This is a genomic window from Bradyrhizobium sp. WSM4872 (genome assembly GCF_055811715.1).
In genome coordinates, this window is record NZ_JBVVPT010000001.1 from 319,382 (window position 1) to 345,828 (window position 26,447).

43 protein-coding genes and 1 tRNA gene are annotated in these 26,447 nt (G+C 63.2%); 22 read left to right on the top strand and 22 right to left on the bottom strand.

What is annotated here, in order from left to right; genetic code table 11:
- The first annotated feature begins 139 nt into the window (after positions 1–139).
- The gene (locus tag AC0L3C_RS01525; RefSeq protein WP_007610153.1) at positions 140–304 is read left to right on the top strand and encodes a hypothetical protein; all 165 of its coding nucleotides are present in this window, start codon (positions 140–142) and stop codon (positions 302–304) included.
- 68 nt (positions 305–372) lie between these two features.
- Here the strand turns inward: AC0L3C_RS01525 and AC0L3C_RS01530 are convergent, their stop codons facing one another.
- On the bottom strand, positions 373–669 hold the full coding sequence (locus tag AC0L3C_RS01530; protein ID WP_007610152.1) for a hypothetical protein: 297 nt from the start codon (positions 667–669) through the stop codon (positions 373–375).
- Positions 670–947: 278 nt separating this feature from the next.
- Here AC0L3C_RS01530 and AC0L3C_RS01535 point away from each other — a divergent pair, with 278 nt between their 5' ends.
- Both AC0L3C_RS01535 and AC0L3C_RS01540 read left to right on the top strand, forming a co-directional pair.
- The gene (locus AC0L3C_RS01535; RefSeq protein ID WP_027569930.1) at positions 948–1,178 is read left to right on the top strand and encodes a hypothetical protein; all 231 of its coding nucleotides are present in this window, start codon (positions 948–950) and stop codon (positions 1,176–1,178) included.
- A gap of 77 nt (positions 1,179–1,255) precedes the next feature.
- Positions 1,256–1,381, top strand: coding sequence for a hypothetical protein (locus AC0L3C_RS01540; RefSeq protein ID WP_473261549.1), 126 nt, complete (start codon positions 1,256–1,258; stop codon positions 1,379–1,381).
- Here the strand turns inward: AC0L3C_RS01540 and AC0L3C_RS01545 are convergent.
- The 3 genes from AC0L3C_RS01545 to AC0L3C_RS01555 form a co-directional block, all read right to left on the bottom strand.
- Positions 1,378–1,575: a hypothetical protein gene (locus tag AC0L3C_RS01545; protein WP_473261551.1), complete on the bottom strand. Its 198-nt coding sequence runs from the start codon at positions 1,573–1,575 to the stop codon at positions 1,378–1,380. The genes AC0L3C_RS01540 and AC0L3C_RS01545 overlap by 4 nt on opposite strands.
- Positions 1,576–1,950: 375 nt before the next feature.
- Positions 1,951–2,088, bottom strand: a complete 138-nt coding sequence (locus AC0L3C_RS01550; RefSeq protein ID WP_473406970.1) for a hypothetical protein — start codon at positions 2,086–2,088, stop codon at positions 1,951–1,953.
- Positions 2,089–2,332: 244 nt separating this feature from the next.
- Positions 2,333–2,482 carry a hypothetical protein gene (locus tag AC0L3C_RS01555; RefSeq protein WP_473278101.1) on the bottom strand — a complete coding sequence of 50 codons (150 nt, stop codon included), beginning with the start codon at positions 2,480–2,482 and terminating at the stop codon, positions 2,333–2,335.
- Positions 2,483–2,772: 290 nt separating this feature from the next.
- Between AC0L3C_RS01555 and AC0L3C_RS01560 the strand changes: the two genes are divergently transcribed.
- On the top strand, positions 2,773–3,000 hold the full coding sequence (locus tag AC0L3C_RS01560) for a hypothetical protein (protein ID WP_007610136.1): 228 nt from the start codon (positions 2,773–2,775) through the stop codon (positions 2,998–3,000).
- A gap of 238 nt (positions 3,001–3,238) precedes the next feature.
- Here the strand turns inward: AC0L3C_RS01560 and AC0L3C_RS01565 are convergent, their stop codons facing one another.
- Complete coding sequence (locus tag AC0L3C_RS01565; protein WP_007610132.1) at positions 3,239–3,415, bottom strand: DUF2934 domain-containing protein; 177 nt, start codon at positions 3,413–3,415, stop codon at positions 3,239–3,241.
- A 135-nt stretch (positions 3,416–3,550) separates the two neighbouring features.
- Positions 3,551–3,847, bottom strand: a complete 297-nt coding sequence (locus AC0L3C_RS01570; protein WP_007591377.1) for an HU family DNA-binding protein — start codon at positions 3,845–3,847, stop codon at positions 3,551–3,553.
- 412 nt (positions 3,848–4,259) lie between these two features.
- Here AC0L3C_RS01570 and AC0L3C_RS01575 point away from each other — a divergent pair, with 412 nt between their 5' ends.
- The 5 genes from AC0L3C_RS01575 to AC0L3C_RS01595 all read left to right on the top strand — a co-directional run bounded on the left by AC0L3C_RS01575 (position 4,260) and on the right by AC0L3C_RS01595 (position 6,417).
- Positions 4,260–4,445 (top strand): hypothetical protein, encoded by a 186-nt coding sequence (locus AC0L3C_RS01575; protein ID WP_007591378.1) that lies wholly within the window; start codon positions 4,260–4,262, stop codon positions 4,443–4,445.
- Between the two features lie 244 nt (positions 4,446–4,689).
- On the top strand, positions 4,690–4,992 hold the full coding sequence (locus AC0L3C_RS01580; RefSeq protein ID WP_473261553.1) for a hypothetical protein: 303 nt from the start codon (positions 4,690–4,692) through the stop codon (positions 4,990–4,992).
- Positions 4,993–5,168: 176 nt separating this feature from the next.
- On the top strand, positions 5,169–5,441 hold the full coding sequence (locus tag AC0L3C_RS01585; RefSeq protein WP_473406972.1) for a hypothetical protein: 273 nt from the start codon (positions 5,169–5,171) through the stop codon (positions 5,439–5,441).
- A gap of 175 nt (positions 5,442–5,616) precedes the next feature.
- Positions 5,617–5,793, top strand: a complete 177-nt coding sequence (locus AC0L3C_RS01590) for a hypothetical protein (RefSeq protein ID WP_473406973.1) — start codon at positions 5,617–5,619, stop codon at positions 5,791–5,793.
- 393 nt (positions 5,794–6,186) lie between these two features.
- Entirely contained in the window at positions 6,187–6,417 is a 231-nt protein-coding gene (locus tag AC0L3C_RS01595) for a DUF3072 domain-containing protein (RefSeq protein WP_473406974.1), read from the top strand.
- A 141-nt stretch (positions 6,418–6,558) separates the two neighbouring features.
- On the opposite strand, the gene AC0L3C_RS01600 is transcribed toward AC0L3C_RS01595, so the two are convergent.
- The 6 genes from AC0L3C_RS01600 to AC0L3C_RS01625 all read right to left on the bottom strand — a co-directional run bounded on the left by AC0L3C_RS01600 (position 6,559) and on the right by AC0L3C_RS01625 (position 9,850).
- The gene (locus tag AC0L3C_RS01600) at positions 6,559–6,789 is read right to left on the bottom strand and encodes a hypothetical protein (protein ID WP_473406976.1); all 231 of its coding nucleotides are present in this window, start codon (positions 6,787–6,789) and stop codon (positions 6,559–6,561) included.
- Positions 6,790–7,122: 333 nt separating this feature from the next.
- Entirely contained in the window at positions 7,123–7,392 is a 270-nt protein-coding gene (locus AC0L3C_RS01605) for a hypothetical protein (protein ID WP_473278098.1), read from the bottom strand.
- A 5-nt stretch (positions 7,393–7,397) separates the two neighbouring features.
- The gene (locus AC0L3C_RS01610; protein WP_473406977.1) at positions 7,398–7,598 is read right to left on the bottom strand and encodes a hypothetical protein; all 201 of its coding nucleotides are present in this window, start codon (positions 7,596–7,598) and stop codon (positions 7,398–7,400) included.
- 55 nt (positions 7,599–7,653) lie between these two features.
- Positions 7,654–8,838: a glycosyltransferase gene (locus tag AC0L3C_RS01615; protein WP_473406978.1), complete on the bottom strand. Its 1,185-nt coding sequence runs from the start codon at positions 8,836–8,838 to the stop codon at positions 7,654–7,656.
- Positions 8,835–9,584: a TetR/AcrR family transcriptional regulator gene (locus AC0L3C_RS01620; protein WP_473406979.1), complete on the bottom strand. Its 750-nt coding sequence runs from the start codon at positions 9,582–9,584 to the stop codon at positions 8,835–8,837. Before AC0L3C_RS01620 ends, AC0L3C_RS01615 begins: the two co-directional genes overlap by 4 nt.
- A 71-nt stretch (positions 9,585–9,655) precedes the next feature.
- On the bottom strand, positions 9,656–9,850 hold the full coding sequence (locus tag AC0L3C_RS01625) for a hypothetical protein (RefSeq protein WP_473406980.1): 195 nt from the start codon (positions 9,848–9,850) through the stop codon (positions 9,656–9,658).
- A gap of 199 nt (positions 9,851–10,049) precedes the next feature.
- Here AC0L3C_RS01625 and AC0L3C_RS01630 point away from each other — a divergent pair, with 199 nt between their 5' ends.
- Both AC0L3C_RS01630 and AC0L3C_RS01635 read left to right on the top strand, forming a co-directional pair.
- Complete coding sequence (locus AC0L3C_RS01630; protein WP_473406981.1) at positions 10,050–10,502, top strand: VOC family protein; 453 nt, start codon at positions 10,050–10,052, stop codon at positions 10,500–10,502.
- A 395-nt stretch (positions 10,503–10,897) separates the two neighbouring features.
- Positions 10,898–11,536, top strand: a complete 639-nt coding sequence (locus AC0L3C_RS01635) for a glutathione S-transferase family protein (RefSeq protein WP_007591409.1) — start codon at positions 10,898–10,900, stop codon at positions 11,534–11,536.
- Positions 11,537–11,644: 108 nt separating this feature from the next.
- Here AC0L3C_RS01635 and AC0L3C_RS01640 read toward each other — a convergent pair whose 3' ends face one another.
- From AC0L3C_RS01640 to AC0L3C_RS01650, 3 genes are read right to left on the bottom strand one after another with little or no spacing between them, the layout of a single operon-like run.
- Complete coding sequence (locus AC0L3C_RS01640) at positions 11,645–11,812, bottom strand: hypothetical protein (protein WP_007591410.1); 168 nt, start codon at positions 11,810–11,812, stop codon at positions 11,645–11,647.
- Positions 11,813–11,818: 6 nt separating this feature from the next.
- The gene (locus AC0L3C_RS01645; RefSeq protein WP_473261572.1) at positions 11,819–12,064 is read right to left on the bottom strand and encodes a hypothetical protein; all 246 of its coding nucleotides are present in this window, start codon (positions 12,062–12,064) and stop codon (positions 11,819–11,821) included.
- A gap of 57 nt (positions 12,065–12,121) precedes the next feature.
- Positions 12,122–12,376 (bottom strand): PilZ domain-containing protein, encoded by a 255-nt coding sequence (locus tag AC0L3C_RS01650; RefSeq protein ID WP_007610106.1) that lies wholly within the window; start codon positions 12,374–12,376, stop codon positions 12,122–12,124.
- 225 nt (positions 12,377–12,601) lie between these two features.
- Between AC0L3C_RS01650 and AC0L3C_RS01655 the strand changes: the two genes are divergently transcribed.
- The 7 genes from AC0L3C_RS01655 (at position 12,602) to AC0L3C_RS01685 (ending at position 18,181) form a co-directional block, all read left to right on the top strand.
- Positions 12,602–12,676, top strand: a tRNA-Glu gene (locus tag AC0L3C_RS01655).
- Between the two features lie 188 nt (positions 12,677–12,864).
- The gene (locus AC0L3C_RS01660) at positions 12,865–13,419 is read left to right on the top strand and encodes a hypothetical protein (RefSeq protein ID WP_473406982.1); all 555 of its coding nucleotides are present in this window, start codon (positions 12,865–12,867) and stop codon (positions 13,417–13,419) included.
- 165 nt (positions 13,420–13,584) lie between these two features.
- On the top strand, positions 13,585–14,211 hold the full coding sequence (locus tag AC0L3C_RS01665) for a PilZ domain-containing protein (RefSeq protein ID WP_473261578.1): 627 nt from the start codon (positions 13,585–13,587) through the stop codon (positions 14,209–14,211).
- Positions 14,212–14,330: 119 nt separating this feature from the next.
- Entirely contained in the window at positions 14,331–14,588 is a 258-nt protein-coding gene (locus AC0L3C_RS01670) for a hypothetical protein (protein ID WP_473261658.1), read from the top strand.
- 579 nt (positions 14,589–15,167) lie between these two features.
- Positions 15,168–16,208 carry a PrsW family glutamic-type intramembrane protease gene (locus tag AC0L3C_RS01675; protein WP_007609961.1) on the top strand — a complete coding sequence of 347 codons (1,041 nt, stop codon included), beginning with the start codon at positions 15,168–15,170 and terminating at the stop codon, positions 16,206–16,208.
- Between the two features lie 74 nt (positions 16,209–16,282).
- On the top strand, positions 16,283–16,861 hold the full coding sequence (locus AC0L3C_RS01680; RefSeq protein WP_473261580.1) for an HdeD family acid-resistance protein: 579 nt from the start codon (positions 16,283–16,285) through the stop codon (positions 16,859–16,861).
- 234 nt (positions 16,862–17,095) lie between these two features.
- Positions 17,096–18,181 (top strand): 3-deoxy-7-phosphoheptulonate synthase, encoded by a 1,086-nt coding sequence (locus tag AC0L3C_RS01685; RefSeq protein ID WP_473406983.1) that lies wholly within the window; start codon positions 17,096–17,098, stop codon positions 18,179–18,181.
- A gap of 53 nt (positions 18,182–18,234) precedes the next feature.
- On the opposite strand, the gene AC0L3C_RS01690 is transcribed toward AC0L3C_RS01685, so the two are convergent.
- From AC0L3C_RS01690 to epmA, 3 genes are read right to left on the bottom strand one after another with little or no spacing between them, the layout of a single operon-like run.
- Positions 18,235–18,489, bottom strand: a complete 255-nt coding sequence (locus AC0L3C_RS01690; protein ID WP_473261584.1) for a hypothetical protein — start codon at positions 18,487–18,489, stop codon at positions 18,235–18,237.
- Positions 18,490–18,533: 44 nt separating this feature from the next.
- On the bottom strand, positions 18,534–19,628 hold the full coding sequence (locus tag AC0L3C_RS01695) for a lysine-2,3-aminomutase-like protein (protein ID WP_473406984.1): 1,095 nt from the start codon (positions 19,626–19,628) through the stop codon (positions 18,534–18,536).
- Complete coding sequence (epmA, locus tag AC0L3C_RS01700; protein ID WP_473406985.1) at positions 19,625–20,689, bottom strand: EF-P lysine aminoacylase EpmA; 1,065 nt, start codon at positions 20,687–20,689, stop codon at positions 19,625–19,627. The genes AC0L3C_RS01695 and epmA overlap by 4 nt, the downstream gene beginning before the upstream one ends.
- A gap of 162 nt (positions 20,690–20,851) precedes the next feature.
- Here epmA and efp point away from each other — a divergent pair, with 162 nt between their 5' ends.
- The 3 genes from efp to AC0L3C_RS01715 all read left to right on the top strand — a co-directional run bounded on the left by efp (position 20,852) and on the right by AC0L3C_RS01715 (position 24,134).
- Positions 20,852–21,418, top strand: coding sequence for an elongation factor P (gene efp, locus AC0L3C_RS01705; protein ID WP_007609944.1), 567 nt, complete (start codon positions 20,852–20,854; stop codon positions 21,416–21,418).
- A 23-nt stretch (positions 21,419–21,441) separates the two neighbouring features.
- Positions 21,442–23,064 (top strand): M23 family metallopeptidase, encoded by a 1,623-nt coding sequence (locus AC0L3C_RS01710; RefSeq protein ID WP_473406986.1) that lies wholly within the window; start codon positions 21,442–21,444, stop codon positions 23,062–23,064.
- An 83-nt stretch (positions 23,065–23,147) separates the two neighbouring features.
- Positions 23,148–24,134 carry a DUF808 domain-containing protein gene (locus tag AC0L3C_RS01715; protein WP_473406987.1) on the top strand — a complete coding sequence of 329 codons (987 nt, stop codon included), beginning with the start codon at positions 23,148–23,150 and terminating at the stop codon, positions 24,132–24,134.
- Between the two features lie 30 nt (positions 24,135–24,164).
- On the opposite strand, the gene AC0L3C_RS01720 is transcribed toward AC0L3C_RS01715, so the two are convergent.
- Positions 24,165–24,668, bottom strand: a complete 504-nt coding sequence (locus AC0L3C_RS01720) for a cupin domain-containing protein (protein ID WP_473407102.1) — start codon at positions 24,666–24,668, stop codon at positions 24,165–24,167.
- 21 nt (positions 24,669–24,689) lie between these two features.
- Positions 24,690–25,169 carry a carboxymuconolactone decarboxylase family protein gene (locus AC0L3C_RS01725; RefSeq protein WP_473261605.1) on the bottom strand — a complete coding sequence of 160 codons (480 nt, stop codon included), beginning with the start codon at positions 25,167–25,169 and terminating at the stop codon, positions 24,690–24,692.
- Positions 25,170–25,223: 54 nt separating this feature from the next.
- On the opposite strand from AC0L3C_RS01725, the gene AC0L3C_RS01730 reads away from it, so the two are divergent.
- Positions 25,224–25,748, top strand: coding sequence for a MarR family winged helix-turn-helix transcriptional regulator (locus tag AC0L3C_RS01730; RefSeq protein WP_473261660.1), 525 nt, complete (start codon positions 25,224–25,226; stop codon positions 25,746–25,748).
- 27 nt (positions 25,749–25,775) lie between these two features.
- On the opposite strand, the gene AC0L3C_RS01735 is transcribed toward AC0L3C_RS01730, so the two are convergent.
- Both AC0L3C_RS01735 and AC0L3C_RS01740 read right to left on the bottom strand, forming a co-directional pair.
- Positions 25,776–25,952 (bottom strand): hypothetical protein, encoded by a 177-nt coding sequence (locus AC0L3C_RS01735; protein ID WP_473261607.1) that lies wholly within the window; start codon positions 25,950–25,952, stop codon positions 25,776–25,778.
- 85 nt (positions 25,953–26,037) lie between these two features.
- Positions 26,038–26,289, bottom strand: a complete 252-nt coding sequence (locus tag AC0L3C_RS01740; protein WP_473406988.1) for a hypothetical protein — start codon at positions 26,287–26,289, stop codon at positions 26,038–26,040.
- Between the last annotated feature and the right edge of the window lie 158 nt (positions 26,290–26,447).

Below are 26,447 nucleotides of genomic sequence, written 5' to 3' on the forward strand. Positions count from 1 at the left end.
ATCACAATCCTGCAATGCCTCCTCCCCATTGACGCCCCAATCAGAAGCGCCAATGCATATGTTGATGCGACTCAATGTGATTGCGGCGGCAGTGCTTGGGTTCAGTAGGACACATACTCACGTGCAGAGGGGATTTGAAATGACCGAGGACGAACAGCGTAAAATCCGCGAACGCGAAGAGATCGCCGCCCGTGTCGCCGCCTTCCGTGCCACCCAGGAAAAATTCAAACGCGAGCGGGACGAGTATTTCGTGTCGACGCTCGACAACGCGCGCAAGGTGGAACGGCCCTCGCTCTGGCCGTAACGACACCAGATCACCAGACATGAAAAGAGCCCGGAGCGTTGCTCCGGGCTCTTTCGTTTGTTCAGCCGTTACCAGTGACGGTAATAATGGTGGCGGCGGTAGTACGGTCCATCGCCGTAATAGGCGTACGGACCAGGGCCGTAGGCGTAGGCGGGGCGGCCATAGTAGCCATACCCCGGGCCGTAGCCGTAGCCATAAGGATGGGACGCGGCGACAGCGCCCGCAGTGATGGCGCCGGCGGCGAGGCCGAATGCGAGGCCCGGACCGATGCCGCGACCGCGCGCCTCAGCGGGCGCAGGCGCCGCGACCGCGGTCACGCCGACGGCCGCAACGGTAGCCAGAACTGCCAGTGTCTTCCTGATCATAAATGTCCTCCTTCGTATCTCGCACAGACAACGCCGGCGCGTTGCGATGGTTGCGCGCAAGCCTGTGGAACCGAGCTCGGAATAAATCCGGCCACGCATGGAACAGGCGTGCCTTCCGCGAATTGTTTGTTGAAGTGCGGAAGCCTCTGCCGTCGGGTTGAGGCAACAGCACAAAGACCCCGTCAGCATCACAAATGCTGGCGGGGTTTTCAGTTTTACGACAGCAAATTGGCAACGCACCACCATTGCTGCCAGCGGGGAGCGCCTAGGAGGATGAAGTGCCGATATCCAGATTGCTGGCCCGTATCCGCAGGCTCGTTCCCAGATCCGGCGATCAGCATTACGACGAGATCGTCCGCAGTTTCGGTGTCGGCACGCTGCGCCCGCCGCCGACGCCGATGAGCGACGGCGAACTGGCGCGGGCGATTGCCGAGTTCCTCAAGGAACAGCCGTCGAGCGAGTCCGTAGGGGCCCTCGGCCGGCGGCTCGACCCCACCACCCCGCTTTGAGGCGCGGGTCCGTCCTGTCCGGGAACATGCGCTTCGCGCGCACGTTGGCGTAGCCTTCAAGGAGAAAAGAGGCCGACATGCCCGTCTGGCTCGAAGTCTTGCTCAACCTGTCCGGCTATGCCGGTTTCGTGGCGCTCGCCTCACGCGGCCCCGCGTGCCCCGGCAGTTCCGCCGACCATCAGATCTCTGGCGGCGACCGCTAATTCGCGTGCGACGCCTGGCCCGCCGTGCGCATCAGCCTGTCGGCCTTGACCGCGACACGCGTGTCCTCGAGCTGTGGCCGCAGCGAGACGCTGATCACCACGAAAGCCAGACAGAAGAGCGTGCCGACGATGGCGACGCGCCGATAAGTGTGGCGGTCGCCCTGATAAAAGCTCGGTTCTGAAAAAGGCGTCATGAATTCGTTCTTGGCAAAATTGCTTCTTCGCCAAAATTGCTTGTTGGCAAAGTTGCTTCCAGTCTTCGCCAAACACACCTATCCCAAGCAGCGGCAAGCGCAACGCGATTGGGCTTTTAACCTAACCGAATAGGGTTATCGGCTTCGCGGCAAGCTTACGTTAGGAGTTCGCGGAAGCGTCTTCAGGACCCGCCATGCCGCTTCAAGCTCGCGCGATGCGGAGGCTGTGGATCTGTGGATCCGCCGTCCGGCTTTGTTCCAGCTTCACCTGCCTTTCGTTCTCGAAGAACGAATCGGAATCGCAGAAATCGGCGCGAGGCAAGTCTTAAAACTTCGTTTGCACACGAACGAGCGCCGTCGCCAACGATCGCGCGCTCACATCGCGTCTTCGGATTTCGACCGCGGCGGCACCTGCGACACCGATGGCCTGCCTTTGCGCAAGCGCGGGTGCCGGTCGTACCAAAACACTTTTGCGATCTCGGCGAACATCTCGAGCAACCAGCACGCATCCATGTCGCGTCTCGCTCGCCTCATCTCGTAGCGAGGGACAGGCGGACGGGACTGTGCGAAGCATCACGCCGGCTTGGTCAGGAAAGGCGTGTCCCGCATCGACACAGAAGCCACGGCTTGTTCTGCATCCGACTCCATTTCGTTCGCAAGGAACGAATCGGAGTTGAGAAATCAGCGCAAATCGATTCCTAACGACCGGTGAAGGCGGACGCGATTGCCTGTTGTCATCGACATAGCGCGACGCTCATCACGCCGCTCGCTTCGCCGTGTCCTTCGATAGATCCTTCTCCGAAAAGCATTCGAGGATCTGGATGCGGAGTTCTTCCGCGGCCGGCCCCTCGAGCTTCCTGAGCTGATTCCAGAGCCTGATTACTTCGCGTTGTTTCTCGACAGTCATGGGCACCTCCAAAACTATGTCGCGGCCAAAAGAGATGCGCACTAGAACAAAATAGGAACAAAAAGTCCATCCCCTCGTCGCGAAATTCGCCGGGCAGATCGCCTTGGGCCTTCCGCGCGCCGGCGGTTGGTTTTTTAGGTTTTCAACCTTAAGTTCGACTCACGGCGCGGCGGCCAGGCGCTGAAATCCCATCGCCACCAGCCAAAAAGACCCCGTGCGAAAGCGCGGGGGGTTTTCTTTTGGGGAACGCGCCATCGCCCTCCCCGTTAGTCATTCCGGAGCGAGGGACCGTGACCAGAAAATACTACGCCGTCGAGGTGGTGCGTCAGATCGAGGAGACCGTGGAGATCATGGTCGAAGCGCCGGACCAGACCGCCGCACATGATGCAGCGCTCGCGCACCTGAAGGCGCGCGGCTCCGAATATCAGTGGCTCAATCCCAAATGCGATCTCGTCGTCTGGCGCGAGCGTCAGGTCGATACGCCGGCGATCATCGACGTATCCGTGTCGCCGGACTAGCGGCCGGAACGAATTTTCCTGGCCTGCGTTGTCAGGCCGAATTCAGTGGTGCTGGCGGCATGTCGCGACGCGGCCGACCAGCTTGAAGAGCCCCGGTCCCCAAGTCCGGGGTTTTTCTTTGAGGCGGCCGCCATCCAAGCAATGGCCCGAACAGCAAAACAGCCACCGGGCGTTACGCCGGGTGGCTGCTTTGAGAATTGTCGACGCTCGCCTCTGTCCGCCTCTTAGACCAGCGCAGTCAGACCGGCAGATTGTCGGTCATGCCGGGCGGCACTTCGCCTTGCTTGGTCCGCTCGGCGAGAAGCTCCTTTTCGGCCTCGTACCAGAAGGTGTCCATCGTGCCCGCGGGCTCGCCGGCCTCCTTCCAGAGGTGATAGGCCCGGTTTCGAATCTCTTCTTCGCTGAGACCAGTCATGTGATTTCTCCCTTTCGGAAGCAAAGCCTGACGACGCCCTAGAGTTCCTTAAGAGAGTTCCTTATTGGTTCAGCACAAGCAAGCAGTCATTGCGGCACTCCGAAAAAGAAGCCACCGCAACGAAAACGCGAGCCCTTAGACGGAGTCCTTGGCCACTTTCAACGGCGAGGCCTTCACCGACTTGCTCGCCGGCTTCGCGGCGAACTGCATCGGCTCCTTGGTGAAGGGGTTGACGCCCATGCGGGCTTCGGTCGCCGGCTTGTTCACCACCGACATCTTCACGAAGCCGGGAATGACGAACTCGCCGGACTCGTTGAGCTCCTTGTAGCCGACCGTCGCCATGTACTCGATGACCGACTTCACGTCGTTCTTCGACAGCTGCGTGCCCTCGGCAATTGCATCGATCAACTGAGTCTTGGTCATCTTCGCCATGTCTGAATTTCCTTCTGTGCGCGCGAGCAGGCTTTGCTCAGGACGCGGTCCAACCGCGCAACGCGCTTCTGATTCATGCCAACTTTCATGAAGTGACGGGGCTTAGAACCCATCGACGCCCAAAACGCAAGCAGGGGGTTCGGCGGGAGCGGCGGACGCCCGGGCAAAGATGCCGCAGCTTGCGCCGTTTCCGCGTTGAACCATTTTCTCCCTGAGGCGTCTAACTCTTTGAAGTCCCCAAGCTTCACCCCCATCAGAGAGCCCCGCTTCCCCCAGGCGGGGCTTTCGCCTTTTCCGGGGGACCCGGCCGCGCAATGCCGATCAGGCTGGCCCCCAGGTCGACGCCTGGGGCCGCACGGGTGACCGTCACAAGGCAGGTTCTCTTTTCCGGTCATCTCCTGCATAATGCGGCATGGCAAAAACAAAAGTGACCTTCAAAACCGTCCGCATTGCAGACAACGACTGGAAAATCCTGGCGGATTACCCGGACAGCGAACAGCGCGAAATCAAGGGCTTCACCAGCAAGGCAGATGCCGACGACTGGATCAACGGCGACCGCAAGATCGCGTGGCTCCGCTCCCAGGGATACGCCAAGTAAAGCGCGCATAAGTCACGCGCGCATCGTGTGACGCCCTTAGGGGTATGAGGCGCCCTTCGTCCCTCCCCGTTCCAGACGTTCTTTCCGTGCCGGCACATTGCCGAGCAGGCGGCAATGCTCGCTTGTCTATCGCCTCGCGAGGGCGCCTGGTCGATAAACCTGTGACCGGGCATGCGCCGTTGAGACTTCGGTAACCTAACGCCTCCAAGCTCCTCTCAGTATCGTTGCGTTGGAGTAACCCACAGTGCTGGATTTTAACGAGCTGCGTGAACTCGCGGCTGATGTTCGCGTGTTCGTCGAAATTGCCGAAGACAAGGCCGAAGCGCTTCGCGCCGTCATCACCGCCTATGACGTGGTGCTCGCAATCTTCCCGACCGGAGAGGGCATGGGCCTTCACGTCATCAAGGGCGGCGAGATCCTGGACAGGATCTCGAAATCACGAACCCATACGAGCTACAGCCACACGGCCATTGCGGTTCCCGACCTGGAGCATGCGGAAGTGCTCAAGCACCTGACGGGCCCGGCCGACCAGCGGCTTGCGGCTTAGAGCGTTTTCAAGTTCGCGCGAAGAAAACGCGTCACAACAATCTGGAACGGTTCTGAGTCGATCAGAACCGAAAGTACCCTCATTGCAGACGAGAATTTTTGCACTCTGGAACGTCCTGTTTTAGGAACACGGATTCTGCGCTCCCGTTGGCCTACACAACCAACCAGGAGTTTGAGATGAAGAAGCTCATCATAGCGACCGCGGCCTTCGGCCTCATGTGCGGCTCGGCCCTTGCGCAGAACCAGACCGGCCCCGCAGCGCAGACCGACAACATGCAGAAGCCCGGCATGACCAACACGAACAGGGGCACGACGAGCAGCGGCACGACCGGCATGAGCCATGACGGCATGAGCAAGGGCGGAATGGTGAGGCCCGACGCCTCCGGCCAGGGTGGCTCCGGCCCGGGCAGCGACCAGGGCGGCACCAAGACTCGCAGCAACATGAAGTAAGCCGGTCTCCTGTACGGCCTGCTTCCCGGCCGCGTCGCTTCCCACAAGGCGGCGCGGCCCTTTCATGACAAGAGTCGTTTGGGAACCTGTCGCGAATGCACGCCTCACAAACGCGCGCGCACGGGAACGGTCAGCCCTCGCCGCGAGTTGCCCCATCTCCAGCAAGGAGATCGCCATGAGCGTTGAAGGTAAAGTGAAGGAAGGCGCCGGGTTCATCAAAGAAGAGATGAACGAACACGGCAAATCCCCAGAGAGCCAGAAGAAGGCTCAGGAAGGTCGTGACTTGCGCAACGAAGGCCGGGTCGAGGACGGCAAGCCGCCGAAGACGACCAAGCCGGGCACCGGTCACTAGGGCATTTTCGCGTGGACTGAATCGGTTCGCGATAATTCTCCGGCCTGATTTTCGAAAACCGCCTCCGGCAATGTCGGGGGCGGTTTTTCGATACACGCGCCATCGCGTGCAAGGCTATCGATGTCAAGGCTATCGATATCAAGGCTATCGATATCAAGGCTATCGCATATGCAGAAACATTTGGCTGAAGCTCGACTGCGACCATCCTTCGAGATGCCCGCCTGCGGCGGGCCCACAGGATGAGGGATGAGTATGCGGCAGCATTTCAACGCAGATGGATGCAGCCAAGCCTCATCTGGGCAGGTGGGCACCTTGCCGCGTCATGGGCGAGCCACGAACAAACAAGGAACAAAAAGCACGAGCCGGCATTGAACCTGAAAAGGAGAGATCGCCATGACTAACAATAAGATGGCTGACAAGACAGCTGACAACACCGCGGACAACACACAAAAGGATCCGAAGGATTGGGTCTCCGGCGACGACCCGATGACCGGCGCCCAGGAATCCTACCTCAAGACCCTCGCCGAGCAGGCGCACAAGCCCCTCCCCGAGGAGGATCTGACCAAGGCAGAGGCGTCAGAGCTGATCGACACAATGCGGCAGAAGACCGGGCTCGAGAAATAGAGAGCTTCAGCATTTCGAAACTTGGGATTGACGGGGCGGCGGCCGACAGGAAGGCCGCCGATCGCCGCTTCGCGGAGCGCCAATTCGGACCAATCATCGACGGCGAGCGCGGTCCTGTAACGCAGGCTCGCGACCAGGCGGCTAATCGCTTTCGACGACCCTGACAGCGAGCTCAGCGACCGCACGACGGCCGGCCGCGACGAGGCCGTCGATTTCGCGTGTCTCGTGCTTGGCGCAGTGGATGATCCGTTCGGCGACATACCGGCGCGCGGCGTAGGCGTCCATCACCTGAGGCATCATCTCGCTGACGCGCTCCAGCGCCCTGTCCATCTGCGACAGCGTTCGTGCGTTGAACTCTTCCAGAAGCAACATCAACAGTCCTCAATCTCATCAAGATTACTTGTTGGGCGACGGACGCCGAAAGGCATGCACCCCGCGCGCCCTGCGAGATGGGAGAGCCTGACTCCACCAATGTCCGAAGTGCCGCCGATACCGAGAGAGGTTGCAGACGTTCGGCCGACGCGGCATTCACAAACGTTAAGCGCGATGCGTTTCGTTGGGCACGGGCGGTGTCAGTGCACTGTCCCGCAAGGGGAGCCATCGGTGTTCGCGAAGAGCACTGCGATCAGGCAGCCAACTGCGCGTCACCGTAATTCGTAATTCCCGACGGATAGGCCAATATCGGACATCACGGTCATTGCCAGATCACTTCCGTACATCGCGGATTGCCAGCTTGACCACTGTAACGAGGACGAAGGCGGGCGCCCCGTAAACGACGGCATTCACGGCCCAAGTGATGGCGACGCCCAGGAAAACAGAACTGCCGACCGCTCCCCAGAAAAGGTAAGCTGCGGATATGCCCGGCATCTCCCATGCCATCACAGCGATGGAATAGTCGGTGAGCTGCTCCATGACGAGCAGCACCGTCGAGACGACCGCCCCGATTGCCAGTGCGATGATGACACCCGATTTCATTGTCTTCAAAGCCCCAACAGTCCCATCACGATCGGAATCATAAAAAAGGCTGCGAGGCCGAGGAGGCCTCCTACGGCGACCTTGACCCAACGCCGTTGGATTTTCGGCTCGAGCCACGTCGCCAGTTTGACCCAGAGCGCATACGCCCATCCAGCAACAATCGAGCGGATAAGTGCAAACAGAAGCTCGCCTAAAATATTTGCCATGGCCGTTAGTCGCGTCATCTCCGGGAGGAGTTCATCCGCGAACGGCGAAACAAACCTATTCACCCGTGAGTGAGGTGGCCGCCGGCCGCCGCACCAGTTGCTCGACGAGATCGGCTGCACGCGCGAGGTCGCCAAAACGTTTGACCCGGGAGGCGAAGGCGTGACAGGCCGCACGCATGGCCTGATCGCGAAGCATATCCATCACTGCATCATCAATTGCGGCCGACGTCGCATCGGGCGAAATCACATGTCCCAGGCCGAGTGCCTCGATGCGGGCGGCATTGTCGTTCTGGTCGCGCCCGTTCGGAAAGCACAGACATGGCCGGCCCGTGCCTGCACTGTACATCAGCGTTCCCAGCCCGGCATGGGTGACGACAAGATCGACGGACGGAAGTACCGCGTCGTGCGGCACAAATGACCGCGCCTCCAGGCCGCCCGCAATCGGCAGCGAGTCCGGCGTAAAACCCCGGCCCGTCGTGACCAGAACCTCGAGCGGCAGCGGCGCCAAGGCGGTGCATATGTTTCGCAGCGTTGACCCCTGGCCTTGGAAGGTGCTGCTGAGACTGACCAGCACAAGGGGCCGCTCCGGAAATCGGCGAGGCCACGGTGCAGATGCGACCGGCTCCCGGATCGGCCCGACGAAATGAATGTGGGGAGATGTGGACGTCTGCGTCCCGAACTCGGGATAACTCGCTGCAAGCACCAGCGGGGCGCGATCGAGCAGATCGAACAGCGTCGAACCCGCTCCTGCTACGCTCGCGACGAGGGAGTTCAGAAATCCGATGCAGCCGCCTTCGGTGAGCCAGGCCAGATGATTGAAGACGGCGAAAGTGATGCCGTGGTCGAGGGCCAGTTTCTGCGTGCTGATCAACATGACGTCGATCAGGCAGATGTCCGGACGGAGCGCTACGTGAGTGGCGAGAAAATCCTGCGCGAAGCTGGGCGAGCCGGCGAGGTCTTCGGAAATGAATGCAACTTCGTCGTCGGCTGTATTGTGCCGGGTGGGATCCCATTGCCGCGCGGTCGCCAGCGAATGGAATGTCGCGCCGTCCGAAGCGACGGCTTGGGCCTGAGTATCGTGGGTCAGCACGTGGACATCATGACCACGGCGCTTCAACTCGCGCGCCAGAGCACGCTGGGGCGGGAGGTTTCCCCCGCCATCCCAATAGGTCATCAATACGCGGAGCCGATTGGCAGGCACGGAGCCGCCCGTCGTTCCAGTCATGGTTTCATGCTTCATCTGGCTCTTTCTCTAGTGATCTGCTCCAGCAGGCCGGCCATCAGGATGGTGACCTCCTTCCGGGTGTTGCCAAAGTCGCGCCGCAGAAGTTTCCAGGTATAGACATCGGTCGCGACAACGATACGGGTGATTTGCCGCTCTCGCCCCCCGCCCTTCAGCGCGCCGCCAAACCACTTCGCGACCCAGGCGCGGTGCTCGCGCCGGCCTCGCTCCAGGATCGGGCGCAGGGCTGGATGACGCTCTTCCTGCGCCAGAAGACGGATCACCAGATCTCCCATGACTTCATAGTGTGCGATCAGGGCCCCGAGCGCCGCCTGGGTCGAAGCCTTGTGCGGCAGCAGCAGGCGAGGCTCCGCCTGCGCCTCGACCATCGCGGCCATGGCCTCCAGCAGCCCCTCCTTGCCGCCAAACAGACGGATCACGGTCTGACGGGTGGTGCCGGCGGACGCAGCAACGTCATCCAGCGTGATTTCGTCGACCCAGCGCGTCAAGAGCAACTTGTAGAAGGCCGCAGTCACACGCTGCCGCAACTGCTCGGCGGCCGCAGCCCGCGCAGTCTGACGATACACGCGTTTGGTATGAGGCATTTCGAAATACAATAAGTTATTCAGATAACTCACTGTAGCATGAAAATGGCGCAGGGAAAGCGGAAATTCGGGGCTGCGCTGATAGCTGGCTGCGTGGCGTCGAGTCTCTGCGACGGCTTCGGGAAGCTGCTCTTCGTCTTCAAGGCCAGCGCCGCACACGCGGTCTCGGCAAACAGCCCTTCGGCCTGCCCAGCAGGTTTTGCTTTGGCCGCATGACCGCGACAGTGCACTTAGATGGCGGAGCTCACCCCTCCTCTGCCGCGGATGGCTTCGGCCCGCGCTTGGCTGGCTTGGAAGCGCTCGGTCTCGCGCTCAATGCGGGCTAGAAAGCGGCCGTCGCTGAGCGGGCGGCCGCTGCTCTCCGCTAACGCAGCGCGCCCGAACAGATCCTCCGGCTTCCAGCAGTGCCGCAGCTCGTTGAACATGATGGGCTTAAAATTACGAGGATAGTGCATTCAATAGACATGGCCAACCTTCGCTATCGGTCCCGATAGAAGTTGCGCCAGAATGCATGACGGGCAATTGACAAGCAGCGCCCTGCCCCTCCGCCCCCTTTTCTGCTATCTCTCCTCGCGCCGTCCGGCCCAAAGCAAAACCCTCAATCCATCCAAGGGAGCAACAACCATGCGATACCTCCACACCATGCTGCGCGTGCGCAATCTCGATGTCGCGCTGAAGTTTTACCAGGATGCGCTGGGGCTGAAGGAGGTGCGGCGGATCGAGAACGACAAGGGGCGTTTCACGCTGTTGTTCCTGTGCTCGTCGGACGATCTCGAGGCGCTGAAGAAGCAGCCGCAGTCGCGCGGCGCGCCGCTGGTCGAGCTCACCTGGAATTGGGACGAGGAGAAGTATGGCGAGGACCGTTTCTTCGGCCATCTCGCCTATGAGGTCGATGACATCTACGCGACCTGCGAGAAGCTGATGAAGGCCGGCGTCACCATCAACCGTCCGCCGCGCGACGGCAACATGGCCTTCGTCCGCTCGCCGGATCTGCACTCGATCGAGCTGTTGCAGAAGGGCGACCCGAAGCCGCCGCAGGAGCCGTGGTCGTCGATGCCCAACACCGGCCATTGGTAGGTTCGCCGCTGGAACAAGCCCGCGCCAGCAGCGTTCTCTCCCTGACAATGCAATTGGAGGAGGACGCGATGGGACGCGGAATTTTGTTGTGGATGTTGGGTGTGCCGATCCCGGTGATCATCTTGCTATGGCTGTTCTTCGGCCGCTGATCGCCTGACCAGCTTTGCCTTGCAATGAAAGCTCCGCCTCAGGCGGGGCTTTTTGCATGCGGACCTTTTTGCATGAGAGGATCGGCGCAATCGCGCGTCGCTCGCCGCACTGGATTCCGCTATCACCAGCGCTTGCAGCCTGGATGGAGCGCACGCGTCATCCGGGACTGACGCTGCCGAAGCACCCCGGATTGCGCTTTGCTCCATCCGGGCTACGACACCAAGAAAAAGCCTGGGGAGGATGACGTGCCGGACCAAAAGCTGACGATCTGGGGCCGCGCCAATTCGGTCAACGTGCAGAAGGTGCTGTGGTGCCTCGCCGAGCTCGGCCTGGCTTACGAGCGCATCGACGCCGGCATGGCGTTCGGCAAGACCCGCGAGGCCGACTATCTCGCGATGAACCCCAATGCGCGGATCCCGACGCTGGTCGAGGGTGACTTCACGTTATGGGAATCCAATTCGATCATGCGTTATCTCTGTCTTGCGCACGGGCGCGGCACGCAAATCTATCCCGAGGCGCCGAAGCTGCGCGCCAGCGTCGACCGCTGGCTCGACTGGACGCTGTCGATGGTGCAGCCGGTCGACCGCCCGGTGTTCTGGGGTCTCGTGCGCACGCCGCCCGCCGAGCGCGACATGATCCAGCTGCAGAAGGATGCGGATGCCGCCGCCGAGGTCTGGGCCATCGCCGACCGTCTGCTCTCCACGCGTCCGTTCATGGACGGCGATGCGTTCACCCTCGCCGACATCGCGATCGGCGCCTATGCGCGGCGCTGGCTCGGCGTCGAGGGCATCACCCGGCCCGCGCAGCCGCATCTGACGCGCTGGCTCGCCGAGCTCGGCAAACGGCCCGGTTTTGCGCAATTTGTGGCACCGCCGATGTCGTGAGCGGTGACGCGGCTTAAATCTCGTTGAGAGCACGATGAATCGGCATTTCGCCGCGTGCCGCCGGAAGGTGGCGGCTACTGTGCATGGGGTTGTTTTCGCGTTTTTTTGTTAGGGCCAGCCGCGCTCGAACAGCAGCACGCAGAAAATCAGCACGAGCGTCACGGCCGCGGTGGCGAGCCGGGCGGTCCAGCTCAGGCCGCGGCCGACCCACCACAGCAGCGCGCAATACATCACGAACGGGACGATGATCTCGGGCCGCATGATGTCCGGTGGCATGGGGCCTCAGCGCCTGACCGTGGTCTCGATGCTGATCGAGCCGCCGATCTTGACGCAGGTGCCGGTGCTCTCGACCAGATGGAAGCCGCGGCCATAGGCGGCGCAGGAGCTCGCTTTCGCGCTTCCGCCGGCACCCTTCAGCGGCAAGGCCTTGCCGGCCTGTGGACGCTCAGCAGGCGGCAGACGCAAGGCTTCCGCCGCGGCCGCGGACGTCGTCAGCAATGAGATCAGGATGAGGAGCGGCGCACGCATGCGGGCCGTTCTAGCCCGGACCGGCGCTTGGCGCCATCGGGGCGCGTCGCCCGGGGATCAGATGAACTTGATGCCGGCTGATTTGCCGCGGCGCCAAACCACCTGGCAGCTCCGCCCGGTCCGCGCATCGCGCGCGAACGCCATCCGGATCACGCCCGGGAGCTGGCTCGCATCCTCGTCCAGCGTGATCTTGGCGCCCGTGGCGGAGATGTCCTGGACCAGGCATTGCCGCGCCGCGAATCCGCCCTCGAGCGTGATCCAGGCATGCTGCGACAGCGACTTGCGGGCTGCGCGCTTCTTGGGCGGTGGCATCGGCTCAAATTCTCCCAGTCCAGCGCTAGCTCAGGGAACCTAAGAAACCGTTGAATTCGCCCCGACTGATCCTGGGGCGGGATGCTATCCACCGGTGCCAAAAGACCGTTCCCGAACGGCTTGCCCAGGGCGCCAAAGGCCATTATAGGTTCGCCCGCTGCAGCCGCCGGGCATGACTCGGGCGGCCAGCGGCCGTGCCGCGAAAAGCGGCGGGGCCCTGGGTTTGCTCCCTTCGTCTATCGGTTAGGACGCCACCCTTTCACGGTGGAGAGAGCGGTTCGATTCCGCTAGGGAGCGCCATCATCCGAGCGTTTGGATGACGCGGCGAAATCTGCCGCCCCGCATGAACCTCCCTGCCCCTCGCCTCCGACCAATGTCCAGACGGAACCGGATGCAGGCCCATGGCGCAGCATAAATCTCCCTCGGACGACCAGGCCGGGATTGCCTCGCCGGCGCCGCCGCCATGGATCCACCGTACGGCGGCTTACGTGCCGGAGCGCCGCGCCAGAATGCTGGAGCACATGGCACGCGCCAGATCGCTGCCTCGGGCTGCGGCTGCGCCGTCGCCTACGGCCGGCACGAACATCCTCGCTGACGCGTACGGCTACGCCGTCCTGTTCGGCATCATCGCGCTGCTGTTTCAGTCGCGCGTTCCGCTCTACCTGGGCGCTTTCCTCTTCTTCAGCGATGGCGAGCGCATCGAACTCGCTCTTGGAAAGATTGGCGTCCGTCTCGAGCCTGGCACGATTGGGCCCGAAATCATCAAGGCCTTCGTATCCCTGTTCGGATGGTTCGCGCTGCTGGCGTCGCTGAAAGCGTCCGTTCCCGCGTGGCTCGCGATATGGATGCTTCCGGACGCATCATGGTCCTTCCTCGCCGGAATCGCTCTTTTGTTCGCCATCGTCGAAGCATTCGCAACGCGCGCGATGCAGCATGCATTGCCGTGGTTCGGATTTGAGAGGCGACCGAGCAGCCTCGCCTGCGCGACGATCAAGCTTGTCATGGCCCTTGGCGTGCTGGCTCTGCTGGTGCTGCTCAGATGACGCGATCGTGAGGTCACGGGCCTGATAATCGCGGCGCTATGCCGCCCGTCGCGATCGGCGCATTTACCAAAAATTTACCCCTGCTCGTAAGCGCCGGTATCATTTGCTTAGAATTTGATTGCTACCGTGGAATTACGGAAAACCTCCGAAACACGATTGGCGCCCATGTCCGTCGCAGAGTTCCTCAGACAGCGTGCCGTGCAAGTCACCGTGAGCGGCAGCTACTCGCTGCCGCGCTGGTACGATTGCGAGGGCAAGCTCCGTACCTTCGCCTGCCGCACCAGCCGCGTTTCACCGTTCCGCATGATGGTCGACGTTCCCGTGGTCGGAAAGGTCGGCGAGCGCGTGACCTCCTACTTCCAGGACTTCGGCGAATTCCAGTGCACCATCAGCGCGACGCTGAAATCAGGCTTCCTGATGGAGCTCGAGATGACGCGGGCACGCCGCGCCTGGATGTCGGAAAAGCTGACCTGGCTGGAGAAGAAGCAGAAGGACGCCAGCGTCCAGGAGCTGCGGCGTGACGCGCGCTTCGTTCCGCAGGTCGCGCACACCTTCCTGACGCTCGCCGATGGCAGCACCCATGCCTGCTTCATCATCGACGTCTCCACGGCCGGTGTCGCGATTTCCTCCGAATACGATCCGCCAGTGGGAACTCCGCTTGCGGTCGGCGCTTGCGTCGGGCGCGTGATCCGCAAATTCGAAAACGGGTTTGCGGTCAAATTCGCGGAAAAGCAGTCGCGGGATGACGTCGTCCGGCTGATCGTCCGCTCGCCCATGCTGCAATCGGCCTGATCCTCCGGCCGCGCCGCCCTATGGCAGCCCCATTCCGGGGTCACTTTTTGGAGGTCCGCGCCTCGTGCCGGGCATCATCTGCAGACTTGCGATCGGGGGACCGAATGGCAGTCGAGAAAATTACAGTCGATAAGATCAGAGTGGACAAGATTACCTGGGACAGGGTCGGCCGGGTCACCGAGCCCGGACGCTACATGTACACGTTCGGCTGGCTCACCATCACCGCCGGCGATCTCGATATCTGGAAGCAATACCCGCAGGCCGCGTTCACGCTGATGGCGCAGCGTGCCGAGCCGGACGCATCCATCGGCGAGGAATTCCATCTCGGCGCCTTCGACGTCGCGCCCGACGCACCGCCGCCGATCACCACGCATTGAGACGGTCAAAGCGGGCTGCGATCGGCAGCCGTCGCAGATGGCGGGCCGCGGCAGGCCACGTGACGGGAACGCGTGGCACGGGCGTTGCTTTATCATTGCCATGAGTCACATTCCCGCCGTCGATCAGGCCTTCCTGCTGTTGCTCATCGTGCTCTGCCTCGGCACGTGCCTCATACGCGCCTTCTGGGAGCTGGAGCAGGCCCGGGCCCGCCGGATCGCGTCATCCTCCCGCGCGACGAAGCGTGACTAGGCCGGTCCGCCAGGCCGTTCGTAGCCCGGACGGGGCAATCCCGGCTCTGGACTTGCCGCGGCGACACGTGCATCGTGAATCGAAGAAACCTGCACATTGCCTTGATCTGACTTGCCAATCGCGATCCGATGACGGGCCCGCGACCGTTGTCATGGGAAACGAAGTGGTTCTGTCATGCGATTGATCGCGCTCCGTATTCTACGCCTCGGCGACTGTCCTGATGAACGCAGGCTGTCACGCTTGTTAAGAGACGCGACAGCAAGCGCATGACACAAGGTCGCATCGCTGAATGTAGATAAGCGGATCAAGGGAACCTATTTTCGGCGCCGATGTACCTGATTGAAGCGTTACCCACCGTCATCGGAACGGCCGCCATCGCCCCGGCGCTGCTGATGCTGTGGCTTGTCATTGCCGCCGAGGAACGCCCGGGACCGCCGGCCCAGGTCTGGACCGCGTTCCTGCTCGGCGCGGCCAGCATTTCGCTGCTGGGCTTGGCCCGCGCCCCTTTCGCCAAGATGGTCGCGGCCCCGGACAACCCGTGGGCGGCGCTGGCCATGCATTCGATATTCGGCGTCGCGCTTCCGGAAGAAGCGGTCAAGGTGATCGCCATCGTGCTGGTCGCCTCGACGAAGCGGCGGACCTTCGCCAATCCGATGGACAGCGTGGTCTATGGCGCCGCGGTCGGCCTGGGCTTCGCCGCCTACGAGAACCTCGCCTATCTCGTCCAGCACGCCGAGATGTGGCGCTCGCTGGCAGCCTTGCGCAGCGTGCTGACCGTTCCGTTCCACGGCGCGCTCGGCATCATCGCCGGCGCCTATCTGACCATCGCGCGCGCCGGCACGGCGCTGGGTGCGAACCGCCATCATCGCGACTGGGCCCGTCTCTCCAGCCGGCTGCTGATCTTCGCAGGCCCGCTCGCCCTGCATTCGGCGTTCGACTTCCCGCTGCTCACACTCCAGCGCATGCCGGATCTCGATCCGACGCTGCGGATGTGGTTGGGCGGCGCGAGCCTGCTGATCGGCTTCAGCTCAATCGCCTTCGCCATCCGACTGGTGCGGCGCGTCGCGCGCCATCACGCGCCCCGGACCGACGTCGCGCGCGAGCGGCTCAGCCAGCTCCGCCGGATGTGGGCGCTGCTGCTTGCCGGTGGCGGCGTCGGCTTTCTCGGGCTCGCCTTCGTGCTGACCTCAATCCATCACTGGCTCATCAACCCCGAGCGCAATCTGACGCTGGCCCTGATCCCGATCGGCCTTGTCTCGATCCTGCTCGGCCTCGCCCTTCTGATCGTCACGACTGCGATCTATGTTCTCGGCCGCAACCGCATCCGCACCAGCGGCGAAGGTTTTTCGTCGGCACACGGCGGCGGCTGAACCGCGGGATGGCAAGCGCAGTGTGTGCGTACTAGACTAGATTGAGCACACACCTCTCGATCCGGAGCCCGCCCATGACATCGCCTGAGGAGTTTTCCCGGCTGCAATCCGCCATGAGCCGGACGGTCAAGGCACATTGGAAGGCCTTCCTGTTCGAAGGCATTCTGCTCGCGGTGCTCGGCGTTGCCGCGCTGATCCTGCCGCCGCTCGCCAGCCTTGCGATTGCGATCTTCCTCGGCTGGATGTTCCTGATCAGCGGCATCGGCGGATTGATCGCGACCTATTGGGCGCGCAGCACGCCCGGCTTCTGGTGGTCGCTGATCTCGGCCGCGCTCGCCGTGCTCGCAGGCATGCTGCTGCTGGCGCGACCGATGCAGGCCGTGCTGACGCTAACCATCGTGCTCGGCGCCTATTTCCTCGCCGAGGGCGTCGCCACCATCATGTACGCGCTGGAGCACCGCCGCGAGCCGGGTGGCCGCTGGTCGTGGCTCCTGATCTCGGGCCTCGTCGACATCGCGATCTCGTTCATGGTGATCACGGGATTGCCGAGCTCGGCGGAATGGGCGATCGGCATCCTCGTCGGCATCAACCTGCTGTTCGGCGGCGCCACCCTGATCGGCATGGCGCTGGCGGCACGCAAAAGCAACAGTTGAGGCGCCGCGTGGCCGTCACGCCTATTGGGGGGTGACAAGCCGCCGATCGCACGCTATATGACGGGCCATGATCACCCTCGTCACCAGCTATTTTTGGTACTTTAGCTACGACAGCTCGCTGGCGGCAGGAGGATCGCGCTCAATCTGAAACATTGCAGCAAACGTCCGAACAAGCCGCCAGACCTGGCGGCTTTTTTATTGGCCGGCAGGGTCTCAAAATGACAGGAGCCCGCCGTGCTGAGCACGACCGACGATCTTCGTATCCGCGAACTGAAGGAACTGAGCACGCCCGAAGAGGTGATGCGGGAAGTCCCGCGCACGCTCACCGCGACGCGTGTGGTGATGGCGGCACGCAACGCCATTCATGCGATCCTCAATGGCCAGGACGACCGGCTTCTGGTCGTGGTCGGTCCCTGCTCGGTGCATGATCCCAGGGCCGCGCTCGAATACGCCGAGCGCCTCGCGAGCTTGCGCGAAGAGCTTGCCGACCAACTCGAGATCGTGATGCGGGTTTATTTCGAGAAGCCGCGCACCACGGTCGGCTGGAAGGGCCTGATCAACGATCCTGATCTGGACGGCAGCTTCGACATCAACAAGGGCCTGCGGCTGGCGCGCAACGTGCTCTCGGCGGTGAATAATCTCGGCCTGCCCGCCGGCACCGAATTCCTCGACATGACGACGCCGCAATACATTGCGGACCTCGTGTCCTGGGCCGCGATCGGCGCGCGCACGACCGAAAGCCAGATCCATCGCGAGCTGGCCTCGGGGCTGTCCTGCCCGGTCGGGTTCAAGAACGGCACCGACGGCAATGTGCGCATCGCGGCGGACGCGGTGAAGTCGGCCTCGAATCCGCATCATTTCATGGCGGTGACCAAGCTCGGCCGCTCGGCGATCGCCTCAACCGCGGGCAACGAGGATTGTCACATCATCCTGCGCGGCGGCAGCACGCCGAACTACGATGCGGCAAGCGTCGCAGCGGCCTGCAACGATCTGGCGAAAGCGAGCGTCGCACCGCTCGTGATGGTGGATGCGAGCCACGCCAATTCGAGCAAGAAGCCGGAAAACCAGCCGCTCGTGACGGCCGACATCGCCAAGCAGATTTCCGGCGGCGAGAACCGCATTGTGGGGGTGATGGTCGAAAGCAACCTCGTCGCCGGACGCCAGGACGTGGTGGCGGGCAAGCCGCTCATTTATGGCCAGAGCATCACGGACGGATGCATCGACTGGGCGACCACGGCAACCGTGCTCAAGCATCTCGCTGACGCGGTCGAGATCCGGCGCAACACCAAGGGCGCAGGGCTGCACGAGCGCTCCGCCTGACCGAACGATCGCGGGCGGGGTGAGGCTGTCGCACCCTGCCCGCTTTCCCGGCCCTAGCAGCCGCGGCAGATGCTCTTGATCTTCTTGTCGAGCGCCTGATTTTCCTTGCTGAGGGGATCGTTCGGGTCGCTCAGGTTCTTTTCGCTGGGCACATCGGCGACACGCGGCTGGCGATGGCCCACAGGTGCCAACGGCGTAGATCCGGAGGTCGCGCCCCCGGCTGTCGATCCCTTGGGGCTGCCGGTCTGCGCAACCGCCGCGCCGCCGAGCAAGACCACGAGCGATACTGCCACCATGATCTTCTTCATGTCTCTCCCTCCATTCCTCAAGCCGGCATCTCCATCACCACCATTCAGGTCTCGGGCGGATAGAGGTGAACGTCGCCGCAATAATCCACGATACGATAGCGCGTTTCTTGATCTGCATCACGCGCATCAGGTGCGGTATTTTGCATCGACAACACGTAATTCGGCCCCACCGGCGACTTGCCGGCGCCGCCGGGAATGTCGATGACATAGTCGGGCTGACACAGTCCCGACACCCGTCCGCGCAGCTGCCGCATCAAATCCTGCCCCTCGGCGAGTGTCGTTCGCAGATGCGCCGTGCCGGGCGCGAGATCACCGTGATGCAGATAGTAGGGCTTGATCCGGCATTCGACGAAAGCTCTCATCAAATCCGACAGGGCGGCCAAATTGTCATTGACGCCGCGCAACAGCACAGACTGGCTCACCATGGGAATTCCGGCATCGACCAGCCGCGCGCAGGCGGCACGCGCCGGCCCCGCCAGTTCGCGCGCATGGTTGGCATGCAGCGCCACCCAGGTGGTGGCGCCTTCGGCCTTAAGCGCAGCAACCATCTCGTCGCTGATGCGCGCGGGCTCGGCCACCGGCACGCGGGTGTGAAGGCGGATGATCTTGACGTGATCGATGCCGGCAAGATCCGCCATGATCTCGCTCATCCGCCGCGGTGACAGCATCAGGGGATCGCCCCCCGTCAGGATCACCTCCCAGATCTCGCTGTGCGCGCGGATATAGTCGATCGCCGCGCGATAGGCGCCGTCCGAGAGCGCGTTCTCCTTGCCCGGTCCGACCATCTCGCGGCGGAAGCAGAAGCGGCAATAGACCGCGCAGACGTGAACGAGCTTGAACAGCACGCGGTCGGGATAGCGATGCACGATCCCGGGAACCGGCGAGTGCGGATGATCGCCGATCGGATCTGCGTTCTCGCCGGGCTGCATCTCCAGCTCCGCGGCAGTCGGAACGAATTGCCGCGCGATGGGATCGTCGGGATCGGACCTGTCGATCAGATCGACCAGCGCCGGCGGGATCGCGACCGCATAGCGTGCGGCAACGCGATCGAGTGCCGGCAGCGCTGTGGCCGGCGCCAGTTGCTCGGCCACAAGTTCGGCCGGCTCGCGCAATGTGCGTGCAAGATTGCTCTTCGTCATGTCTCGCTTAACGTTTCATCTGCAGGCGGCGTCCACACTACCTGATCAATTCGCGACGCGCCGCTCGCCAGCATCACCAGCCGGTCGAAGCCGAGCGCGACGCCGCTCGCCTCCGGCATCGCCGCGACCGCGGCCAGAAAGTCATCGTCCAGCGGATAGGCTTCGCCGTAGCGGCGCTGCTTCTCCGCCATGGATTGCGTGAAGCGCTTGCGCTGCTCCTCGGTGTCGGTCAGTTCGCCAAAACCGTTGGCGAGCTCGACACCGCAGGCATAGACCTCGAACCGCTCGGCAACGCGGGGATCGCCCGCCTTCACGCGCGCCAGTGCCGCCTCTGGAGATGGGTATTCGAACAGAATGGTCAAACGCCCCTGCCCCAGATGCGGCTCGACATGCTCGACCAGAACCTTGCTGAAGATGTCGGACCAGGTGTCGTCCTCGGCCACACGGACGTTGCCGGCAGCTGCCCGGGCGAGCGCGGCGCGGTCGCCCTCGCCGCCGGAAATGGTCGCAAGCAGGTCGATTCCCGCAAACTGCTGGAAGGCGCCCGCGACCGTCACAAGCTCAGGTTCGGCGAATGGATCGGCGGTCCTGCCGCGGAAGGCGAAGGTGCCGATACCGGTTGCCTGGGCCGCACGGGCGATGAGGACGACGCAGTCGGCCATGATGGCGTCATAGGGGGCGCCCGCCCGGTACCATTCCAGCATGGTGAATTCGGGCAAATGCAGGTCGCCGCGCTCGCGGTCTCGGAACACCCGGGCGAACTCGAAAATCCGGGTCTCCCCGGCCGCCAGCAGCTTCTTGCAGGCGAATTCCGGCGAGGTCCGCAAATATCGGCTCACACGGCTGCCGTCGGGGCGCATGATCTCCGTCCGGGGGGCATGCAGGTGGGTCTCGTTGCCCGGGGAGACCTGGAGAACGGAGGTTTCGACCTCGACGAAGCCCTGCTCGGCGAAAAATCCCCGTAGAGCCCTGGTGATGGCTCCCCTGGCCTGCAGGAACGGCCGGCGGTCGAGATGCCGGGATGGGGACCAGAACGGTGACATTGGCTTGTCCCCAGCCATTAACCGGCCGTCCCGCAGGCCAGCAAAATGCTGGCATCCAACGGCAAAACCAGTATGTTGCGGCCCGAAACGGGTGCCGCGGTCTGATTTGAGGCCCCAGGTCCCCCATCAATTTGACCACGTCCTGGCCCGAGCCGGGCCAAGCAAGCAGGAAATACAGCTTTGAGAGTCATCGCCAGTTCTATTCGCAAGGGCAACGTGATCGAGCAAGACGGCAAGCTATATGTCGTCGTGACCGCCGAGAACATCCATCCCGGCAAGGGCACCCCGGTCAGCCAGATCGAAATGCGCCGAATCTCGGACGGGGTAAAGATCTCCGAGCGCTACAAGACCACCGACCAGGTCGAGAAGGCCACGATCGAAGAGCGCAACTACACCTTCCTGTATGAAGATGGTGACGGCTATCACTTCATGAACCCGGAGACCTATGACCAGGTCCAGGTGTCCAAGGACGTGATCGGCGACGCCGCGGCCTATCTTCAGGAGAGCATGACGGTCAAGTTGTCGCTGCACGGCTCCAATCCGGTATCGATCGCCCTGCCGCAGCGCGTGACGCTGGAAGTGGTCGAGACCGAGCCCGTGACCAAGGGCCAGACCGCCTCCTCGTCCTACAAGCCCGCTGTGCTCTCGAACGGCGTTCGCACCACGGTGCCGCCGCACATCGCAGTCGGCACCCGAATCGTCGTGATGACCGAAGACGGCTCCTACTCCGAGCGCGCCAAGGACTGACGAGGCCAAAGCGAGCGCAACAGGTGCCGCCGGGGGGCGAGACAGTGGTTTGGAAAGGTTTCCGCTTCGTCTCGCAAGTTCTGGCGTCGCTTTCGCTCCTTATTGCCTCTCCGCTGGCTGCGGATGAATTCCGCAGCCCCTCGCTCACGGCGTTGCGCGTCGATTGGCGCGCGGCGCTCGACCAGCTCCGCACCGAAATCAACGTCCATCCCCGGACCGCCGAGGATTTCATCTTCGCACCCCGTCGTTCGGTGCCGCGCTACGATCCGCGCGCGATGCCGGCGCTGGTGCAGCTCAATGCGATCTCCTCGCAATTCTTCACCGGCATCGCTCGCAGCTCCGTGCCCGTGTTGCTGCCGTTCGACGCTGCTGCGTATTTCGAAGCACGACGCAATGGCGCGCCGGCGACCGTCGCGCTCTCGCGCTACCAGGCCGACTTCAATTCCGTCGACCTGTTCGATGCCGGGCCCGCCGGCTACAGCGCGACCTTTTCGTTCGAGCCTGGTACCGGCGACGGCATGCCGAGCCGGGTCTTCGCAAGGCCGGTCGAGGTGCAGATCACGGGCTCGGCGCTCGTCTATGACATTGCCGATCCCTCGGGCGGCAAGGGCGAGCCGGTCAAACCGCTCGCAGCGCTCTACCCCGACCTGCGCAAGTTCATCCGGGAAGGCTATGTGCGCTACGCTTTCACCCGTTTCGGCGTCGCCTATGTGGTGTCGATCCAATGCCTCGACAGCGTCGCCAAGCCGCGGCGGCTTGCCTGCAAGGAGGCCTATCCAGTCGCCGAGCGCTTCCTGAAGGCGCTGCGCCTGGCCGGCGGCCAGCGCATGCGGCCGCTGACGGACATCGCTTCCAACATTCTCGATCGTCCCGCGGCACGTTCCCCTGATTTCACCTACCGGCCGAGCGGCGACATCATCCCGAACACCGGCTATCGCAAGCAGGGCGGCCATCCCGACGTGATGGCCTACGCACAGATCCGCTTTCCTCTCGAGAAGGCGCCCGCGTTCGTACACTCGCAATCCTATGCCAAGCGCGACAAGATGGAGAGCACGACCGCTTACCCCTGGCGCGACAATTTCTGCGAATCCCGCAGTTTCGAGGTCTGGCAATGCGGCGGCGGTTATGGCCATCAGGGCGAGGACATCCGCGCGGCCGAGTGCCCACCGCCCGGTGACGGCCGCCAAGCCTGCGATCCCAGGCAGCGCGCCGTCGTCGCCGTGCGCGATGCGAGGGTCATACGCGCTTCCAAGGACCAGGCCGTGACGCTGCAAATCAACAGCAGGACCGAGCACATCCGTTTCCGCTACATGCATATGAACCCGCAGGCGCTGAACGCCGATGGCCTGCTCAATGGCCGCATCGTATCCGAGGGCGAGAAGATCGGCGTGGTCTCGAACTATCTCGATCATCCCGCCGGCACCTCGATGCACCTGCATTTCGACGTGCAGGTGTTCACCCGCGACGGCTGGATCTGGGTCAGTCCATACGTCACGCTGGTCTCGGCGTACGAGCGCCTGATCCGCGCCCGGGGCCGCGAGGTCGGCCCGGAGATCGCCGGCACGCCACAGCCCGTGGCGCATGCGCTGCCGGAGGACGTGCTCAAGCCGGACCTGCGCGAGGGATCGGGCGGCGAGGAGAATTGACGGCTTGCTCCTTCCAATGCCAGGCAGCGCAAAAGCGTGTTGTCGCACACGCCGCCCGCTGGAAGGCCGAAGGAACTGGGTTGATGAGTGTCGGACTGATTGGTCTTCTCGACGATATCGCAGCGATCGCAAAGGTGGCGGCAGCCTCGCTCGATGATGTCGCGGGCCAGACGGCCAAGGCGGGAGCAAAGGCGGCTGGCGTGGTCATCGATGATGCAGCCGTCACGCCCAACTACGTGCTCGGCTTTGCCTCGAAACGCGAACTGCCGATCGTAGGCAAGATTGCGGTTGGGTCGCTCCGCAACAAATTGCTGATCCTGCTGCCCATCGCTTTGTCGCTTGGTTATTTCCTTCCCGCCGCAGTCACGCCGCTGCTCATGCTGGGCGGCGCCTTTCTCTGCTACGAGGGTGCCGAGAAGGTGCTTGAGGCCGTGATGCCGCATCATGCGCACGACCACGAAACTCAGCGCCAGGCGACGGCATCGAATGCACGGTCGCTTGAGGACGAGAAGGTCGCGAGCGCCGTTAAGACGGATTTCATCCTGTCAGCGGAGATCATGGCGATCACGCTGGCAGCCGTCCCGGCGGGCAACATCTGGACGCAGGCGCTCGTGCTGGCGCTCGTCGCCATTTTCATCACAGTTGGTGTCTATGGCGTGGTCGCCCTGATCGTGAAGGCGGACGATGTCGGCCTGGCCCTTGCGCGGTATAGCGGCGCCTCAGTCATTGGCGGCGCAACCCGCTTGCTTGGACGCGCGCTCGTCCGCGGCATGCCGGCCTTCCTTGCGGTGCTGAGCACGATCGGCACCGCCGCCATGATCTGGGTCGGCGGCGGCATCATCCTGCACGGCATCGAACAATATGGCCCACCAGTGATCGGCCATACGGTCCATGCCGCGGCCGAGGCCGCCGCGCATTTCCTTCCCTCCATTGCCGGCATCGTCGAATGGTCGGTCGAGGCAGCCATCTCGGGCGTCGTTGGCCTCGTTGTCGGCGCGGTTGCGATACCGGCCGTCACATACGGTCTTGCGCCGCTATGGAAACGTCTGAAGCGATCGCAGCCGACCTGAACAAAAGCGGCTTCGGATTGTGAGTGCCAGCTACTCCAACAGCGTCGTGAGTTGCGCACCCTCGTCCGCCACGAAAACCGCAATCAGTTCCGCCGGCTCCGTGGTGCTGGCATTGGCCGAGACCAGATGCGTCGAGCCGGGCGGCTCAAAGAAGGACTGGCCGACGCCGAACGTCTCGACCGGGCCGCCGCCGAGCTGGGAGCGGATCTCGCCCTTGGTGATGTAGGCGGTGACGGATCCCGCGTGACGATGCGGCCGCGAGAACCCGCCGGGACCGTAGAACACGCGCACGATGGTGACGCGCTTGCCCGGTACGTTCGGCAGCGCGTAGGAGCCGATCGGTTCGACCTTGTCGAGCGGCGAGCTTTCGGCGGCTGTGGCGCAGAGCGGCGAGAGTGCGCCCGATATGGTGTCCATCGTTACCGGCAGCGCCTTGCCGATTGCAAGTGCGCAGGCGAGCCCTCCGATGACGGCGATCGCCATCGAGCGCGATGGCGCCGGGCGCGGTGTGGTGGGCAAACTCATTGCTGTCATCATGATCTCCCTTCGTTACAATCAGGATGCCGCTGCATTCGCTGCGACCGGCCGCTTCGCCGGCGTCCAGCGAAACGCCGCGCCAAAACGGTTCCAGACGTTGATCGAGGCGACCGCGGAGGTCAGGTATGTCAGCTCGGTCTCCGAGAATTCTCGGCTCGCCTCGGCGTACACGTCTTCGCCGACTCCGTCAGGAAGGCAGGTCAGCGCCTCGGTCCAGGCCAGCGCGGCACGCTCGCGCGCGGAAAAGATCGGCGCCTCGCGCCAGACCACGACCAAATTGAGCTTGTCGACGGGCACGCCGATCCGCTCCGAAAGCAGGATGTGATGCTGCAGGCAGAAGGCGCAGCCGTTGATCTGCGATGCCCGCAGCTTGACCAGCTCGAGAAGCTGCTTGTCGAGGCCGGCCTTGGCCGCGACCTGGCCGAGCGCCAGCACCAGCTCATACGCATCGGGCGCGATCTTCTTGAAATCCTCGTATTCGCTGCGGGCGTGTGACATTGCCGTTTACCTCGTGGTATTGTAAGAGTGCTGACACATTATAAGAGCACTTATATTATGCGCAAGCCGCCTGAAATCACGAGATCGCAACCGCAGCGGAAGGCATCCCCGGCTGCCCCGACGGTGCGCGTCCCGGCCCCAGGGGAAGGCAAGCGCGGCGAGCAAGGCTATCTCGGCTATCTGCTGCGGCAGGCCCACGCCGCAGTTCGTCTGACGATGGAGCGGTCGCTAGCCGATCTCGGGGTCACCTCCCCGCAATTCGCGGTGCTGACCATGCTCAATGCCTATCCGGGCCTCTCGGGCGCCGACGTTGCACGCCTCACCTTTCTGACGCCCCAGACCACCGGCGTCATCATCCGCAATCTCGAACGTGACGGCGCGATTGTGATGACGCCCCATCCCGTCCACGGCCGCATCCAGCAATGGACGCTGACGCCGCGCGGCGCGACGCTCTTGAAAGCGTGCCGGGAACGGGTGATTGCGTTGGAGAAGCGCCTCGCTGCCGGGCTCGATGCCAAGGCCGAAGCAAGCATTCGCCGCTGGCTCGCAGGCATCGCCGCCGATTTGCAGGAGGACTAGGCGAAGCGCGCTTGCCGCTGACCGGCCCTAGTCGCCTCCTCCGTCGCCGCAGCCGCCAGCGTCCGAATCCGAGAAGTCACTGACCGCGCCGTCGCCTTGAATACCTCGCCCAAAGTTCTCCGCGATGATCATCAGGATCACGACGAACAACCCGGCGCCGAACGGCCAGGGATTGGCGCGGATGATGTCGAACAGCTCCTGCATTCACGCATCGTGCGCAGACGGAAGCAAACCGACCGTAAAGTGACAGGCTCAAAACTGGGGATATCCGACCCCTTGCAGGCGGGCCCTACCCGCCCTTCAACACTTTCTTAACCTCGCCATCAGGCCAGGTCTCGCCCGCTGCGATCACTCGCACGCGGCTTTGATCGGCGTCGTTCACCAGCTCATGCGAACACACCCGGTCACAGCTTCGCTCCAGGTGCAGATCGGTTTCGGGCTGCCAGCTCAGCGTGGTCGCGAGATCGCCGGGAAAGATCTGCCATTGCGATCCGTCGTCGAGTTCGACGACATGGCTTTCCGCATGCGCGCGTATCTTCATTCCACCCCGAATCGTCGATGAGCGGACTGCGTGCTACGGAGGGGCCCCGCCGGTGGGCGGGGCGCCCGCGCCGCTGTCGGTATGGGGAGGTTGAGCGGTGGTGTTTCTGTGGGCGGGTAGGTAGGGGGGGTTGATATACGAGGTGGGGTCGGCGGGGG